The 15,828-nt window shown below is 59.1% G+C and carries 13 protein-coding genes and 2 pseudogenes; 12 read left to right on the top strand and 3 right to left on the bottom strand.

Annotated elements, in window-relative coordinates; genetic code table 11:
• Positions 1–174: 174 nt before the first annotated feature.
• Positions 175–892 (bottom strand): annotated as a pseudogene (locus QMO82_RS04270) (cyclic nucleotide-binding domain-containing protein); the annotation flags it as partial.
• Positions 893–1,133: 241 nt separating this feature from the next.
• Here QMO82_RS04270 and ccoN point away from each other — a divergent pair.
• From ccoN to QMO82_RS04220, 10 genes are all read left to right on the top strand, one after another.
• Positions 1,134–2,756 carry a cytochrome-c oxidase, cbb3-type subunit I gene (gene ccoN, locus QMO82_RS04265; RefSeq protein WP_004674403.1) on the top strand — a complete coding sequence of 541 codons (1,623 nt, stop codon included), beginning with the start codon at positions 1,134–1,136 and terminating at the stop codon, positions 2,754–2,756.
• A gap of 8 nt (positions 2,757–2,764) precedes the next feature.
• The gene (gene ccoO / locus QMO82_RS04260; protein WP_004674404.1) at positions 2,765–3,499 is read left to right on the top strand and encodes a cytochrome-c oxidase, cbb3-type subunit II; all 735 of its coding nucleotides are present in this window, start codon (positions 2,765–2,767) and stop codon (positions 3,497–3,499) included.
• A gap of 8 nt (positions 3,500–3,507) precedes the next feature.
• Positions 3,508–3,660 carry a cbb3-type cytochrome c oxidase subunit 3 gene (locus tag QMO82_RS04255; RefSeq protein WP_004674411.1) on the top strand — a complete coding sequence of 51 codons (153 nt, stop codon included), beginning with the start codon at positions 3,508–3,510 and terminating at the stop codon, positions 3,658–3,660.
• A gap of 1 nt (position 3,661) precedes the next feature.
• The gene (ccoP, locus tag QMO82_RS04250; RefSeq protein WP_004674413.1) at positions 3,662–4,525 is read left to right on the top strand and encodes a cytochrome-c oxidase, cbb3-type subunit III; all 864 of its coding nucleotides are present in this window, start codon (positions 3,662–3,664) and stop codon (positions 4,523–4,525) included.
• 11 nt (positions 4,526–4,536) lie between these two features.
• Complete coding sequence (locus QMO82_RS04245) at positions 4,537–4,722, top strand: hypothetical protein (RefSeq protein ID WP_029875589.1); 186 nt, start codon at positions 4,537–4,539, stop codon at positions 4,720–4,722.
• A gap of 167 nt (positions 4,723–4,889) precedes the next feature.
• Positions 4,890–6,464: a cytochrome c oxidase accessory protein CcoG gene (gene ccoG / locus QMO82_RS04240; RefSeq protein WP_004674417.1), complete on the top strand. Its 1,575-nt coding sequence runs from the start codon at positions 4,890–4,892 to the stop codon at positions 6,462–6,464.
• Positions 6,461–6,946: a FixH family protein gene (locus QMO82_RS04235; protein ID WP_004674419.1), complete on the top strand. Its 486-nt coding sequence runs from the start codon at positions 6,461–6,463 to the stop codon at positions 6,944–6,946. Before ccoG ends, QMO82_RS04235 begins: the two co-directional genes overlap by 4 nt.
• Positions 6,943–9,213, top strand: coding sequence for a cation-translocating P-type ATPase (locus QMO82_RS04230; RefSeq protein WP_029875590.1), 2,271 nt, complete (start codon positions 6,943–6,945; stop codon positions 9,211–9,213). Before QMO82_RS04235 ends, QMO82_RS04230 begins: the two co-directional genes overlap by 4 nt.
• The gene (ccoS, locus tag QMO82_RS04225; RefSeq protein ID WP_011053470.1) at positions 9,210–9,368 is read left to right on the top strand and encodes a cbb3-type cytochrome oxidase assembly protein CcoS; all 159 of its coding nucleotides are present in this window, start codon (positions 9,210–9,212) and stop codon (positions 9,366–9,368) included. The genes QMO82_RS04230 and ccoS overlap by 4 nt, the downstream gene beginning before the upstream one ends.
• A 31-nt stretch (positions 9,369–9,399) precedes the next feature.
• Complete coding sequence (locus tag QMO82_RS04220) at positions 9,400–10,065, top strand: Crp/Fnr family transcriptional regulator (protein ID WP_011053469.1); 666 nt, start codon at positions 9,400–9,402, stop codon at positions 10,063–10,065.
• 275 nt (positions 10,066–10,340) lie between these two features.
• Here the strand turns inward: QMO82_RS04220 and QMO82_RS04215 are convergent.
• A pseudogene (locus QMO82_RS04215) lies at positions 10,341–10,526 on the bottom strand (hypothetical protein); the annotation flags it as partial.
• 688 nt (positions 10,527–11,214) lie between these two features.
• On the bottom strand, positions 11,215–12,201 hold the full coding sequence (locus tag QMO82_RS04210) for a nodulation protein NodZ (protein ID WP_010025697.1): 987 nt from the start codon (positions 12,199–12,201) through the stop codon (positions 11,215–11,217).
• 1,627 nt (positions 12,202–13,828) lie between these two features.
• Between QMO82_RS04210 and nodB the strand changes: the two genes are divergently transcribed.
• Positions 13,829–14,488 (top strand): chitooligosaccharide deacetylase NodB, encoded by a 660-nt coding sequence (gene nodB, locus QMO82_RS04205; protein WP_011053465.1) that lies wholly within the window; start codon positions 13,829–13,831, stop codon positions 14,486–14,488.
• A 7-nt stretch (positions 14,489–14,495) separates the two neighbouring features.
• Positions 14,496–15,827 carry a chitooligosaccharide synthase NodC gene (nodC, locus tag QMO82_RS04200; protein WP_029875592.1) on the top strand — a complete coding sequence of 444 codons (1,332 nt, stop codon included), beginning with the start codon at positions 14,496–14,498 and terminating at the stop codon, positions 15,825–15,827.
• Position 15,828: the final 1 nt, after the last annotated feature.

Raw genomic sequence — 15,828 nt, 5'->3', positions numbered from 1 at the left:
AGCGCCCTTGCGAGGGACATGGCAGCCTGCAAGCGATGTAGGAATCACCGAAGGACAAGCACGCTCGGCGAACGTCGGCGCTGCTGAACAGCTTAGGATTGCCGTGACTGAGCTCATATCGCGTCGAGAAGTTCGCGGAGGGCATGAATGTCGATCCCGCGGCTTGTCGCGTGTGTTGAGGTTTACCCTCTGACAGAAATCCTCGGAAAAATCATCAGTGTCGCCCGATAACCGTACCAGCGGGCAAGATTGACGTTCCGCAGGTCGTGCCTGCCCTCGGGAATAACGATGTTGCGCGACGCAAGTTTCGTAACGGTGTGGGCCAGGGTCTCAATGGTCAGGCCGAGATGATCCGCAATGTCTTGACGATTCATGGAAACGCGCAACGGACCTTGGCGGACGCGGGTTGCGCCGGAATGCAAGCTTCACGATGAAGCTGCAGGGGCGCTCCTCGGCGTTCTTCTTCGGCAACAGCACCATCTGTTCATGCGAAGCGGCCGCCTCCTGCCAGAGCAACGAGAGCTAGGTCGAGCGAGCGCATTAGACCGAGCGACTTCCCCGTGGAAACTCATGTGCGATATCCGGCGGATCTTGCATTTCGTGACGGCCTCAGCCGTAAATAGGAAATCGTTTTGCAGCGACGCGCCGTTGAGATCGCCGGCGAATTGAAGAGCGATTATCACCCGACGATCTTTCGCCGATGATACGAAGCAGGCGCACGACACCTTCTTCCACCTGGACAAGATGGTTGCTTATCACCCTCCCACCAAATCGCCTTACCGGCTGCGACGGCCTCGGCCGCCGAGCCTACGAACAGCGAAGAGAGGGATTGGCCGGCATGTATGGCTTCGCGCCCCTTCGCGCCATTGTCGAACGCGTGGTTGTTCTGCACAGCATCTTCATCGCCCCTTGTGGCAGTGGGTGCGGTAGAAAGCAGCTGCGTCACACGGGAGTAAGCGGGCGGTGCCAAAGGGGGAAGTTTGCAACAGAGTGTAACAACGTCGGTTCGTCCACCGCTTCCAGTCCGCTTGTTGATGTAGATCAAGGAGCCGTTCCCGTCTTCGTGACAGTCCTGCCTCGAAATCCGAGAAAGCCGGCCGCGAGGCGGTCGTCTGCGCACTGGAGACGACATCATGAATTACACGACAGAAACGATGGTGATCGCGGTCGCAGCGTTTCTGGCGCTGCTCGCGGCCGCATTCGCGCACGATCATCTGTTTGCAGTCCATATGGGTATACTTTGCCTCTGCCTGGTTGCGGGAACGCTGCTGCTTGTCAGAAACGCAGAGTTTTCGCCGACGGGCCAACAGCGCAAAACAGAGCTTACGGGCTATTGCGACGAGGTAATCCGCTACGGCCTGATCGCTACGGTGTTCTGGGGCGTCGTCGGCTTCCTCGTCGGCGTGATCATCGCGCTGCAGCTCGCCTTTCCCGACCTCAACATCGCGCCCTATTGGAATTTCGGAAGATTGCGGCCGGTTCACACATCGGCGGTGATCTTCGCCTTCGGCGGCAACGCGCTGATCATGACATCCTTCTATGTGGTGCAACGCACCTGTCGCGCGCGTCTCTTCGGAGGAACACTCGCCTGGTTCGTCTTCTGGGGCTACCAGCTGTTCATCGTGATGGCTGCGACCGGCTACGTGATCGGCATCAATCAGTCGCGCGAATATGCCGAGCCCGAATGGTACGTCGACCTGTGGCTTACCATCGTCTGGGTCGCCTATCTGGCCGTCTATCTCGGAACGATCCTGAAGCGCAAAGAGCCGCATATCTACGTGGCAAACTGGTTCTATCTCAGCTTCATAGTCACCATTGCGATGCTGCATGTGGTCAACAACCTCGCTGTTCCGGCGTCGTTCCTCGGCTCCAAGAGCTATTCTCTCTTCTCCGGCGTCCAGGATGCACTCACCCAATGGTGGTACGGCCACAACGCCGTCGGCTTCTTCCTCACCGCCGGCTTCCTGGGGATGATGTACTATTTTGTGCCGAAGCAGGCCAACCGGCCGGTTTATTCCTACCGGCTGTCGATCATCCACTTCTGGGCCCTGATCTTCATGTATATCTGGGCCGGCCCGCATCATCTGCATTACACGGCGCTGCCTGACTGGGCGCAGACGCTCGGAATGGTCTTCTCCGTCATGCTCTGGATGCCCTCCTGGGGCGGCATGATCAACGGTTTGATGACCCTTTCGGGCGCCTGGGACAAAATTCGCACCGACCCGATCATCCGGATGATGATCGTCGCCATCGCATTTTATGGGATGTCGACCTTCGAAGGCCCGATGATGTCGATAAAGGCTGTCAATTCGCTCAGCCACTATACCGAATGGACGATCGGTCACGTGCATTCCGGAGCACTTGGCTGGGTGGGTATGATCACCTTCGGGGCGATATACTACCTGACGCCGAAACTGTGGGGGCGCGAGCGCCTCTACAGCCTGCGGATGGTCAACTGGCACTTCTGGCTCGCGACGCTCGGGATCGTGATCTACGCCGCGGTGCTCTGGGTCGCGGGCATCCAGCAGGGGCTGATGTGGCGAGAATACAATTCCCAGGGCTTCCTCGTCTATTCCTTCGCTGAAACGGTCGCGGCGATGATCCCCTATTACGTGCTGCGTGCCGTCGGCGGAGCACTCTACCTAGCGGGTGGCCTCGTCATGGCCTGGAACGTGTTCATGACGATCCGCGGCCACCTGCGCGACGAAGCGCCAATCCCGACCAGTTTGGTGCCCCAGGCACAGCCTGCCGAGTGAGGTGAGACATGGCATCGTTACTTGATAAACATAAGACCCTCGAGAAGAACGCGACGCTTCTTCTGGTCGGCTCGCTGCTGGTCGTCAGCATTGGCGGCATCGTTGAAATCGCACCGCTGTTCTACCTGCAGAACACGATCGAAAAAGTGGAAGGCATGCGGCCCTACACGCCGCTAGAGCTCGCCGGACGGAACATCTACATCCGTGAAGGCTGCTATCTCTGCCACAGCCAGATGATCCGGCCGTTCCGTGATGAGGTCGAACGTTACGGCCATTATTCGCTCGCCGCGGAATCGATGTACGACCACCCGTTCCAATGGGGATCCAAGCGGACAGGGCCCGATCTGGCCCGCGTCGGGGGGCGTTACTCGAACGAATGGCACGTCCAGCATCTCGCAAATCCGCGGGCCGTGGTGCCGGAATCAATCATGCCGAGCTACGCCTTCCTCGAAGAGAAGGAGGTGACGGTCAGGAGTATCGGAGAGGACCTCAAGGCCAATGAGGACGTGGGCGTGCCTTACAGCGACGACATGCTGGCGAATGCCGAGGCCGACATGAGAGCCCAGGCCGATCCGAACGCGGACACGGCGGCTCTACTCAAGCGCTACCCAAATGCGAATGTCGGCGATCTCGACGGCGATCCAACCCGGCTGACCGAGATGGACGCGCTGGTGTCCTACCTGCAGATGCTCGGAACGCTGGTTAATTTCTCGACCTATGACGACGCGACCGGCTACCGGTGAGGTGATCCATGGAAACTTACACTGCAATGAGACACTTCTCCGACAGCTGGGGCCTCCTGGCAATGGCCGCATTCTTCGTCGGCGCGGTCATGCTCACCCTTCGCCCAGGTAGCAAGCAGACGGCCAAAGATGCCGCCGATATTCCCTTGAAGGACGATTGAGATGTCGCAAAAGCATATCGATGAACTGAGCGGCGTCGAAACGACGGGTCATGAATGGGACGGCATCCAAGAGCTCAACAATCCCATGCCGCGCTGGTGGATCTGGACCTTCTACGTGACGATCCTCTGGGCGATCGGCTACGCCATCGCTTACCCGGCCATCCCGATGATCACTTCCGCCACTAACGGCTATCTCGGTTATTCAACGCGCGCCGAGCTGCAGCAGGACCTCAATCTCGCTAAGTCATCGCAGACGGAGTTCCATGACCTGATCGCTGCCAAGACAGTGGAGGAGATCGACGCGGATCCTGCTCTTCGTAAATTCGCGATCGCTGGCGGCGCATCCGCTTTCAAGGTGAACTGCGCGCCCTGCCATGGATCGGGAGCGAGCGGCGGTCCGGGGTTTCCGAATCTCAACGACGACGACTGGCTGTGGGGCGGGGATCTGAATGCCATCCAGGCCACGATCTCTCATGGCATCCGCTTCGACGGCGATACGGATAGCCATTCCTCCGAAATGCCGCCCTTTGCCGGTGTTCTGGAGCCCATCCAGATGAAGCAGGTCGCCGCCTTTGTCTGGGGGCTGACCAATACGCCCTCGGATGTCGGTCTGGCGGCGGCCGGAAAACAGGTTTTCTTCGACAATTGCGCCCCATGTCACGGCGAGGACGCCAAAGGAAAGGTGGAAATGGGTGCGCCGGATCTCGCCGACGCAATCTGGCTGAAGTCGCGGGGTGAAGACGCCATCCTTCGTCAGGTTGCCTCTCCCAAACATGGCGTAATGCCTGCCTGGGCAGCGCGCCTGGGGGACACAACGGTAAACGAGCTTACTATTTTCGTTCATGCGCTCGGCGGCGGCACGTAAGGAGAAAAGACATGACAGCCCACGACCGCAATCCGATCCTCCCTCTCTACGGCGCGCCGCGTACTGTTATCCGATCGCGTGTCTCAGCCCGCGCCCAACAGATGCCTGCGTCTTCGGAGCAGGACGACCCGGCAAAAATCGGCAATTCGATGGTGAGTTTGATCTGCCTCAAAGACCACAAGCAGACGAGCCGATAGTTTCAGCTCCTGTGGAGGACGTCCCAGCGGTTTCTCCGCCGCTGTCCTCCGGCCACGCCCTTACTCTGGGGCGTGGCCTTTTCGCTTCTGCACGGTCGTTCTTGATCTGCATCAAGGAACGGATCCGCCACGGCTGGGAAAAGAGTGGTGAAAATCGGACAGGTCCTATGAATCTCTATACCCGCCCTAATCTAAATGACATTGACCACGTTCGCGTCGAACCCGTCAACGCCCGGCGCAACCGCCAGTCTCTCTATGCGCCGCGCAAGAAGATCTTTCCGAAACGAGCCGAAGGGCCCTTTCGCCGGTTCAAATGGGTCTTGATGCTGCTCACGCTTGGCACATATTACCTCGCGCCGTGGATTCGCTGGGACCGCGGTCCCTATGCGCCCAATCAGGCAATCCTCGTCGACCTCGCCTCGCGGCGCTTCTTCTTTTTCTTCATCGAGATCTGGCCGCAGGAATTCTACTATGTGGCGGGCCTGCTCGTCATGGCGGGCTTCGGCCTCTTTCTCCTCACCGCCGCTGTCGGCCGCGCCTGGTGTGGCTATGCCTGTCCGCAGACCGTCTGGGTCGATCTCTTTATCGTCGTCGAACGCGCCGTCGAAGGCGACCGAAACGCTCGGATGAAGCTCGATGCCGACCCCTTCACTTTCGACAAGCTCAGGAAGCGGGTGATCAAGCACGCGATCTGGTTGCTGATCGCCGTCGCCACGGGCGGAGCATGGATCTTCTATTTTGCCGACGCGCCGAGCCTGGCGGCTTCACTGTTTGACGGCAGCGCTCCTGCCGCTGCGTATGCCACGATCGCCACCCTGACCGCGACGACCTATGTGCTTGGCGGCCTCATGCGCGAACAGACATGCACCTATATGTGTCCGTGGCCGCGCATTCAGGGCGCGATGCTGGATGAGAATTCGCTTGTTGTCACCTACAACGACTGGCGGGGCGAGCAGCGGTCGCGCCATGGCAAGAAGGCTCAGGGTCTGCCGGTGGGCGATTGCGTGGACTGCAATGCCTGCGTCGCCGTCTGCCCGATGGGGATCGACATCCGCGACGGCCAGCAGATGGAATGCATCACATGCGCCCTCTGCATCGACGCCTGTGGCGGCGTCATGGACAAGCTCGGGAAGCCACACGGCCTGATCGCCTATGCGACGCTCAAGGAATATTCGAGCAACATGTCGCTTGCTACTGACGGAGGACGGACAGCCATCCAGCCCTCCAATGTCCGAAACGACGACGGAAGCTTCATGCCAGCTGTCCGGAATTTCGACTGGCGCATCATCTTCCGCCGAAGAATTGTCTTCTACGGTGTCGTCTGGGCATCGATCGGCGTCGCCATGGTCGTCCATCTCGCCTTACGCGATCGGCTCAGGCTCAACGTTATCCACGACCGGAACCCTCAATATGTTCTGGAAAGCGACGGCTCCATCCGAAACGGCTACACGCTGCATGTCCTCAACATGGTGCCGAAGCCGCGGGACGTGACCATCACCCTCGTCGGGCTGGAGGGGGGCACAATGCGCATTCCCGAGTTCGGCAGGCAGGATGCCCGCAGCTTCACCGCTCACGTCGAACCCGACGCGGCCACGACGCTCAAGGTCTTCGTCACGCGCGCCCCAGACGGGGCAGAGATCAACGAATTCCTCTTCGTCATCGAAGATATAGGTCAAGACGCAGGTCAAGCCGACCGGGCGAGCTATCGCGCCGCGTTCAACGCGCCGGGAGACGTGAAATGAAGACTTCTACTCAGGGCTTTACCGGCTTGCACGTGCTGCTTGCCACCTCGGCATTCTTCGCCGTAGTGATCGCCGTAAACGCCACCATGGCCTTCTATGCTGCGTCCAGCTGGAGTGGCATCGTCGTGGAAAACACCTATGTGGCCAGCCAGGAATTCAACACCAGGGCGGCAGCGATGAAGGCAATGGCCGCCTCCGGCGTCGAGGGCGCGCTCGTCGTTAAGGGCATCCAAATCCGTTACGACATCCACGACAAGGCCGGCACGCCTGCGATCATCGATGATGTCACGCTGAACTTCAAACGGCCCGTCGGCGATCATGAGGATTTCCGCGTGACGCTCCGGAAGACGGGCGAAGGGCGGTTCGAAGCCGATCACCAGGTTGTCGCCGGCGACTGGATCGTCGAGGCCATATCGAGAATGAACGGGGCGGTCGTCATGCATGAGGCCAAACGCTTCGACACCGCGGAGTTCCGCCAATGACCTGCTGCTCGATGGATGCGGAAAGCGTTCTCGGCCTCAGCGCGACATCCGCCAGCGCCGAGGAGGTATGCCTTGCAAGCCACCCGCTCGGGGCAGGGTTACGCCAGATCGACCTCAGCGTACCCGACGTCCACTGTGGCGGCTGCATATTGACCCTCGAAAAAGCGCTGTCGGCGCTTGCGTTCGTCAGGAAAGCCCGGGTCAATCTCACCGCCCGGCGTGTCACCTGCGTCTATCAGGAAGAGATCGAGGCGAAGGCGACCGATCCCTCCGAAATCCTCGCCGCGATCACCTTGGCCGGATACCGCGCCCATCTCATCACGTCGACAGCACCCGAAACCGACAGGATCCGGAACCAGCTACTGCTGGCGATTGGAGTTTCCGGCTTTGCGGCCGCCAACATCATGATGCTCTCGGTGTCGGTATGGTCGGGCGCCGATGCGGCCACGCGCGACATGTTTCACTGGATCTCGGCGATGATCGCGGCGCCGGCGCTGGTTTATGGTGGACGCTTCTTCTTCAAATCGGCCTGGAGCGGGCTCAAGCGTAGGCGCACCAACATGGATGTTCCGATCTCGCTTGCAGTGACGCTGTCCTATGCGGTCTCCCTATGGGAAACCATGCACCATGGCGAACATGCCTGGTTCGACGCGTCGGTGTCTCTGCTGTTCTTCCTGCTGATCGGCAGAACCCTCGATCATGTGATGCGGGAAAAAGCCCGCGCCGCGATCAACGGGCTTGCCAGACTGGCGCCGCGCGGGGCGCAGCTGATGATGCCGGACGGGTCGCGGCACTACATCCCGGTCGAAGAGATCGCCGTCGGGGATAACATCGCGATTGCCGCCGGCCAACGCATTCCCGTCGATGGCATGATCGTCAGCGGCGAGAGCGATGTTGACCTCTCCATCGTCACCGGTGAAAGCAGCACGGTCGCCGTCGCCGCAGGCAGCGCGCTGAATTCGGGTGCGATGAACCTGACCGGTTCGCTCGTCCTGCGGGCGACCAAAGTGGCAAGGGATTCGCTTCTTTCCGAGATCATCGGCCTGATGGAAGCGGCCGAGGGCGGCAGGGCTCGTTATCGCCGGGTCGCCGATCGCGCCGCAGCACTTTATTCTCCCGCCGTGCACCTGTTGGCGCTGGCCTCCTTTCTCGCCTGGGGCTTGCTTGGGGGCGATTGGAAACAGGCCATGCTGGTCGCGGTCGCGGTGCTGATCATCACATGCCCCTGCGCATTGGGCCTTGCTGTACCGGTGGTCCAGGTGGTCGCCGCCGGCGAACTTTTCCGCAGGGGCATCGTGGTGAAGGACGGTTCGGCGCTCGAAAGACTGGCCGACGCGGACATCGTGGCCTTCGACAAGACCGGCACCCTGACGATGGGCCGGCCCCGCCTCGTCCGAATCGACTCGATCGCGGGCAATAGAGCCATCGTTTGCGCAATGGCGGCGCATTCACGGCATCCGCTTTCCCAGGGTCTGGTGCGGGACATAGACATCTCTTACCCCTTCGCCTTCGACAGGGTCACGGAAATCGCCGGCGGGGGGCTGGAAGCCTGGCAAGGAGCGGACTTCTATCGGCTCGGCAACCGGGCCTTTGCCTGCGGAACCGGGCTCACGCCCGCGGGCGATACTCCGTTTTCGGAGGTGGTCCTGTCGAAAAACGGCGTCGATCTCGCCCGTTTCCTGTTTGACGACACGCTTCGTCCGGGCGCCGCGGAGACTTTCCGCCAGCTCGCTGCAGCCGGTATCGAAACGTTGATAGTATCCGGCGACAGGCAGGCCGTCGTCGACAACACAGCGCGGGCTCTCGGTATCGGCAAAGCTCTGGGCGACCTGGGGCCGAAACAGAAGGTCGAGGAACTCCAGAGGCTGGGCGCCGAGGGCTATCGCGTGCTCATGGTCGGCGACGGGATCAACGACGCACCGGCGCTGGCCGCCGCGCAGGTCTCGATGGCGCCTGCAACCGCATCCGACGTCGGCAGGCAAGCCGCCGACCTTATCTTCTTCAACGATCGTCTCGATGCCGTTCCTGAGGCAATCGCCGTTGCACGAAGATCCGCCAGCCTCATTCGCCAGAACTTTGCTCTCGCCATCGGTTACAACGTGCTTGCGGTACCGATCGCAATCGCCGGCCTGGCAACGCCGCTGATAGCGGCGGTGGCCATGTCGACTTCGTCGATCATCGTCGTGACGAATGCGCTGCGATTAAATGCCTTCGGCCTACGGAGCGAGCCGCTTGCCGGCGGACGTGCGGAAGTTGAAACCGCATGAACATGCTGATCTATCTGATGCCGATCGCACTGCTGATGGGGGGAATGGGTCTCCTGGCGTTCCTCTGGTCGCTGACGAGCCGCCAGTACGAGGACCTTGAAGGAGCAGCTTGGCGAATCCTCGTCGAGGACGAAACCGATTGCAAAAGACCTTGAACCGCTCACGGCCGAAACGAAAGGAAGATCGATGCTATCGAGACATCCCATACTTTTGCGATCTGACCTGTTTCACGGCCTGGACAAAGCAAGGATAGAAGAACTGGCCGACACGGCTCAGTTCCAGATCTTCGCACCGGACGAGCGGATCATCGCCGAGGGCCAGCAGGCGTCGTTCGTCTATTGCGTGATGCGCGGCTTCGTGCGACTTTCGAAGTCGGAATCCGCGGGGCGCCAGGCAGATATCTGCATCTGCGAACCGGGTGAGACGTTCGGTGAATATCTCCTGTCGGCAGGCGGCTCCTACACCTACAGCGCATGGTCCGCCGACGGCGCAGAGGTCGCGTTGTTCGACCTTGTGGAGTTGCGGGCGCTTGCCGACCGGGACCCCGTCATGCGTCGCAACGTCATGCGCATCATGGCCCGGCATCTGCTCGGTGCCATGGATTGCATAGCGGGAGACCGGCTGCACACGGCTGCACAGCGTGTTGCGAATTACCTCGTCAGCCGCTGCCCGGCCTCAGCATCGCAGGCCACCTTTCGCCTGCCTTACCGGAAAAGAATTCTGGCCGGCAAACTCGGGGTTGCGCCCGAAGCCCTTTCGCGGGCTTTCGCTGCCCTCGGTCCTGCAGGGGTCGAAGTCAGAGGCAGGGTCGTCGTGGTTGACAGCGTCGATCTGCTGCGGAAGGCGTGCTGACCTCGGGGCAGGGCGATAACCGCGCCGGAATTCGACAACCGTCAATATGGCGATCGCTTGCTCCGTTATGGCCAGGCGCAAAAAAGCACCAGGACGGATTGTTTTTGTGATCTCGACTGTCTTCATCGCTTGCTTCAGGCCTTGTCCGCATCAACGGTGGCGCTGACGACACATGCGGATACCGTCGGACTGGCGGGCTTAATAGGGAAGTGCAGACGAACGGGCGCAACGAGCACCAACATGCGACGGAGAGCGTCCGGCGCTATTCTTCGAGGGGCCGTCGCGAGATAACCCATGCTGATGGTGCTTGCGAAGAGGTAGATGAACAGGCCCTTCGCGAGATAATTCTCAAGCGTGCCTGCCGCGGCAAATCCATTTTGCCAAACGAAGAAGCCCACGGCGGATCCAATTGCGAACCCCGTCGCCAAACGCGTGAGTATGAACCTGATCATGCGAGGCATGGCACCACCTCAGACTTAATCATTACAAATGGCCGGGCAACGGAAATGCTGGCTGGCCAATTGAGTTTTGTCAACGACTGGCGCAAGCCGTCATGCAAGCAGCGGCGGGAGCCGGAGACTACAACAGTGCATCTTCTGTCTTTCGCAGCCGGCGTTATCACGCCTGCGAATGCGTCGAGGCTGAGTGAGTTGCGAGTTGCAAGGACGATGGGCGCTAAGGACCTAGCGCGGCGGCGGCTTCTGTGGTCGCGCGGTTTGCCAGACGTGTCGGGATGCGGGAATAAAGAACGGCACCGGCCACGCCCACGACCGCATAGAGCACGAAATCAGCTTGATGGCGATCTGTCGACCAAGCCCGACGAACGCCCTCGCATCAGGCAGGGCGTCGGCTAAGGCGCCGACGAGGCTGTGGCGCGCGAACGTCCTCATCCCATCGGAATCGCCGACGTGCGAGCTTGCTATGCCAATGGTGCGGGTCGAGCGCACGGTGCCGTTTCCATTCACCGAAGGCGCCCAATAGCTACCCTTCACAACAATGATCCGGCAAGCCTTTGGACGCGCGAGACGCTAGGAGAAGATGCGCCCCGGCCTTGTCTCGTCGGGTGCTGCGCCCACATCGCGATCCAGTGAACACCTCTCCTCAATCCTGCGAGGGCGCCGAGAATTTGTTCAGCGGAGTGCCGGTTCATCAAGCCGGCTCATGCTCGGACGATTCATCAGTCAAGATCAAGCGAGTCGGATTTTTCAAGTCGAACTCAATAACACGTGGCACGAAGAGACGGGCATAGCGCGTAAAGGCGCTGGTCGGCGGAAAGCGAATTACCGTATCGCATCGGGCGAGAAGGTACATCTCTGTAAGAGCAGAGATACCACCGTCCACTCCCAGCGATGCACTGTGTAATGGCCCGGCCTGGGCCGCCTGGAAGCATTTCGGGATAGTGATTAGATCGGGGAACACACCGAGTAAATGGTCCCGTACCTGCGCGCTGTCCGTACACAAGAAAACCATCACAGGGCGTCGATGCGGTAGCGCTTTGGCCTTCTCGATGGCAGTGCACACCTGGCGTAAGGCCAACTCCGGATCGGCCCAGTAGGGCGTATGGTCCATTATATCTTCGCCATTGCCATGCCGTACGTGCACACCGATGATACTGCGCCCCTTGAAGTGCTCCTGATAGATGGCGTGAATACGAGCCTGAATTTCAGGTCTAAGGTTGAGGCTCTGAAATATCTGGCGTTCGGCAGCTTGGTCGCACCGCCACATTAAACAGGCATCACAGACTACCGTGTTGGCATCAGTATCGTCCTGGGCTTGAAGAAGCTCGGTCAGTTCGTCACGTTCCCGGAAAATTTGCTCATCGGGGCGGTAAACGCTCTCGATTGAGGGCTTGTTCCACCATGATGGGAAGAACGGTCCCGGAAATGAGAACTGGTTGATCTGGTCATCGCAAATAACCCGTACGCCAGCAATATCTTGAATCGGCTCGAAGAACACCGTAAAAGCGTTCGTGAAGGGTTGATTGAGATAGCAGGAGCCACGCCAATCGATGGCCAGCGTCCGCCCCGTTCGCTGTGCATAGCGCCAAGCTGCCGCCAGCGACCAGAGACAATCACCGAAACCAGTCCGCCGTCGAGAAACAACATACCGATCCCTCTTCAGGTCGCCAGCGAGCATGTTCGTTGCCTTGTTCTGGAAAAGCGCATCGGCTTAAATCCTGCTGAAATTTTGCATATCAATTCCCGGACCTGCATCAACGCTCGTGATTCCCGCCAATTTTATGCATGACCCTTCGTCGCACAGATTTACCATTTTACGCCAGACTGGAAGTTGCGGCGCCATACGCCTTTTCAGTCCGGGCATTGAAGCCGCCGCATAGCCCTCCGTCATCGTTCAGTCGTTTATCTCGCACCCGATCCAACCCATCGGCATCGCACTTGGCTCGGAGCGAGAGGCCGGAGCTTACGTTGCGGTACGGCTCATGTTGGCGCGCTTCGCCGATTCATCGAGGGTGGCGCCGATCTAGCCAATTCCCGTCCTTTCCCGCTACCTGATCTCTATTTCATGCGTCTTCTGGAGCATCCTGGGGAATCCGTAAAATCGATTGTTTGGATAATCTCCATCCGCTTGATGGATAAGTGTGGCCACCATTGCGTCACGGCTGCCACCGTGGCGGCGATGCTGGCGAGTCTCACAACTGCGGCTCGCTGGACAAGCAGTCGATGATCGTGCCGCGGCCCAGGTTGTTGATTCAGACGAGCTCGGTTACCTCCACTTGGAGGCCCATCGCGCCCGTTTGTTTTCCAAATGTGTTCCGCGCTACGACAACAGCTCGATCCATAGTCGCGTGGTCGTCACAGCATTATTGGACCGCCTGCTTTCACCTCTCGACGGTGGTCACCATCCGGGCGACAGTTATCGGCTTAGCCAAAAGCGACGCTCCGACCGTCTGCGGAAGATTGGGGCCAGTGCTCGGATCTAACGAAACGCAAACCGATGGGGTCCGTTCTTCAATTCGGCAAGTGGGACTAGTTCCTCGAGTCGTTTGACAGCCATAGCCGATCAATTCTATCCGGCGCTTTCAGGCTTCCGGAAGGTTTCAATCTGCTCCGGAGCTTTACCCAGAGTAGGTTAGAAAGCCGCCAATGCCGAGCCATGATAAGTTCGTCAAGGGAGCGACGACGGAAATCCGGCGTCAGCCACGACAACAGGCTCGGTCCGTTAGCAGGAACTGTGGCTCGAATTTTATCTATGGCGTGGATGGGTATCATCCAAACAATCGATTTTACGAATTGAATGGCATGATCCATTAGACGAGCATCTTGACGGAAATCAAGTCGTCGATGGCGCGCCAGTGGTGTAGAGGGGTCAAATGTGTGGCTTTGGAATGTAATGCTAGCATAAGCGTTCGATCAGCCCATTGCATCATCTTGCAATCGTCGATAGGTCGGGGTTCGCGACCAATCGTCACTTTGATCGCAAGATCGATCGTTTTGGCAAATCGGCAAAGATTATGAGGCCTTTGCATGCGATTTACGTGCGTTGGGAACCGTTGCGGAAAAGGAATCGCAACTCCGACCATGTCGAGGGAATTTACATTCGCACTCGGTACAGTCCGCAACGAGCCGCGTATTGACAGATTCAAACGAGGCGGTCTGGTGACCGCTATTTTGGGAAACGGCGTACGCTACACGCTGCCACACGCGCGTTTCGACCTGCGTCCACGCGCGGCGTCATCATCCTACCTTTGGGCGGCCGGTCTCCGAATGGCCACCAGGATAATTTACCGGAAAGGACGAGAGCAATGACGCACCTCGATTGCTCGTGCGAAGTGCACGGTGAGCGCGATGACGGCACTGGTCGTCACAGCGTTTATTTGACGTTCGACGACGGTCCGCATCCATTTTGTACACCGGAGATTCTCGATATTCTGGCTGAACACCGGGTGCCGGCAACATTCTTCGTCATCGGCGAGTTCCTGGCCGATCAATCGAAATTGATCCAGCGAATGATTGCAGAGGGGCATGAAGTCGCCAACCACACAATGACGCATCCAGACCTGTCTGACTGCGAACCCGACGAGGTGCAACGTCAGATACTCGAGACAAACAGAGCCATAAAAATGGCGTCGCCTCAGGCGGTGGTGCGGCACATCCGAGCTCCTTACGGCATCTGGACCGAAGAAGTGCTCAAGGCTTCGGCGAATGCGGAACTCACTGCCGTGCACTGGTCGGTAGATCCGCGAGACTGGTCTCTTCCCGGGGCCGACGCCATTGTTAATGATGTGCTGCAGTCTGTCCGGCCGGGGTCAATCGTGCTCTTGCACGACGGTTGTCCCTCCAGTGAAATGCAGCAAGGAGCTGACCACAGTCTGCGCCACCAGACTATCATGGCGTTATCTAGCATAATTCCAGCTTTGCATGATCGCGGCTTTGTATTTCGCTCGCTTCCTCGGGAGTTCTGAAGATCCGATGGATATGCTTGACACAACCAGCACTGTCGCCGTCTCGCTTTATGCACTTCTCTCGACTGCATATAAAAGCATGCAGGCCGTTTATTCTCTGCCGACCGATGTTTCATTGGCGTCCCACGGCTTGGGCGGCTTTGACGAGCTGCCCAGCGTAGATGTCATCGTGCCAAGCTTCAACGAGGATCCCCGCACGCTTTCGGAGTGCCTGGCTTCTATTGCGGGTCAGGAATACGGGGGAAGGCTGCAGGTTTACCTAGTTGATGACGGTTCCGAAAATCGCGAGGCTTTGCGACTTGTGCACGAGGCCTTCGCGCGAGACCCCAGATTCAATATTCTCCTGCTTCCCCAGAATGTCGGCAAACGGAAGGCACAGATCGCTGCGATACGCCGCTCTGCTGGAGATATGGTGTTAAACGTCGACTCCGACACGATCCTCGCATCTGATGTCATCAGGAAGCTCGTGCCTAAAATGCAAGATGCGGCTGTCGGCGCGGCCATGGGACAGTTGACGGCCCGCAACCGAAACGACAGTTGGCTGACCCGTTTGATCGACATGGAGTACTGGCTGGCTTGCAACGAGGAGCGTGCGGCACAAGCTCGCTTCGGTGCCGTTATGTGCTGCTGCGGTCCATGTGTTATGTACCGTCGCTCTGCGCTCGCTTCGCTGCTTGACCAGTACGAGTCACAGTATTTTCGGGGAAAGCCAAGCGATTTCGGTGAGGATCGGCATCTCACCATTCTCATGCTGAAGGCAGGCTTTCGAACAGAGTACGTGCCGAGCGCCATCGCAGCGACAGTCGTTCCGAACAAGCTAGGACCGTATCTGCGCCAACAACTACGCTGGGCGCGGAGCACGTTCCGGGACACGTTGCTTGGGCTGCGCCTGCTGCCCACCCTCAATCGCTTCCTTACGCTCGACGTCGTCGGACAGAACCTCGGACCGCTGCTTCTGGCACTATCAGTGCTGACGGGACTCGCACAGCTTGCATTGACGGGCACCGCGCCTTGGTTGGCAGCCCTGATGATTGTGGCCATGACGATGATCCGCTGCAGCGTTGTAGCGCTTCGGGCCCGCCAACTACGGTTCCTCGGATTCTCTCTGCATACATTCATCAATATTTTTCTGCTACTGCCCTTGAAAGCCTACGCGCTGTGCACGCTGAGCAATAGCGACTGGCTGTCGCGCAGCTCTGCTGGCAACTCGAATCAACATCCGACGGCTGATGCACGCACTACAGAATGTTCTGGACATGCGACAGCGCCTCGAAGGCTCAAGCCCGCCCGCCATCCTGCCAGGCGAACGACGTCTGACTGCATGTGCAGCGACGAGTAAG

It is taken from the genome of Rhizobium sp. BT04, from assembly GCF_030053135.1.
Taxonomy (GTDB): domain Bacteria; phylum Pseudomonadota; class Alphaproteobacteria; order Rhizobiales; family Rhizobiaceae; genus Rhizobium; species Rhizobium binxianense.
Note: the sequence above shows the minus strand (reverse complement) of the source record. Positions and strands in the feature narration are given on the sequence as shown.